The sequence below is a fragment of the Bacillus sanguinis genome (assembly GCF_018332475.1).
GTDB lineage: Bacteria > Bacillota > Bacilli > Bacillales > Bacillaceae_G > Bacillus_A > Bacillus_A sanguinis.
Genome location: NZ_BOQB01000536.1, coordinates 1 through 526 on the forward strand (window position 1 = coordinate 1; position 526 = coordinate 526).

At 34.6% G+C, this 526-nt stretch carries 1 protein-coding gene and 1 pseudogene; both read right to left on the reverse strand.

Features of this window, described 5'->3' with window-relative positions; translation table 11 throughout:
* Positions 1–78, reverse strand: a pseudogene (locus KI369_RS28320) (MFS transporter); the annotation flags it as partial.
* A 168-nt stretch (positions 79–246) separates the two neighbouring features.
* Positions 247–526, reverse strand: a 280-nt coding sequence (locus KI369_RS28325) for a GNAT family N-acetyltransferase (protein WP_212958971.1), incomplete at its 5' end; no start/stop codon positions are given.

Here is a 526-nt window from a genome sequence, read left to right on the forward strand (position 1 = left end):
AATTACTAAACTCATACCGGCTGCAGTGGTAAAACAACCTAGCCAACAAATCATTAAATTTCGTTTCCAGCTGGCCATTTTCACACCTTCTTTCTTTAGATACCCATTCTACACCCTTTCTTATAAAAAGTTTAGTAATTTGCTTTATTTGTAAGATTTACTACAAAACCCGCTATTTTCTAGTAAAAACCACTACATTTCCACATTGTTTTCATAATAAAACCAACTCCACCTAAATGAAGTTGGTTATTTATCCATTATTGGTATTAAACGCGCATTACAACATCGCTCATAAAACTCAACCGGACCCGCTTGTCCAATAATTGCATATTCATATCCATCTTGCTTCATACTATATAAACTACGATGTAACAATTGCTTCCCTACACCTTTCACACGATTTTGTTTCGCTGTGCCCATTGGACCAAACAATCCTTTCTTCCCTCTCACTACATCATAACAAGCAAAACCTACTATCACTTCTTCTTGCTCTGCTATATAAATAGGTAAATTTTCTTTATATGTA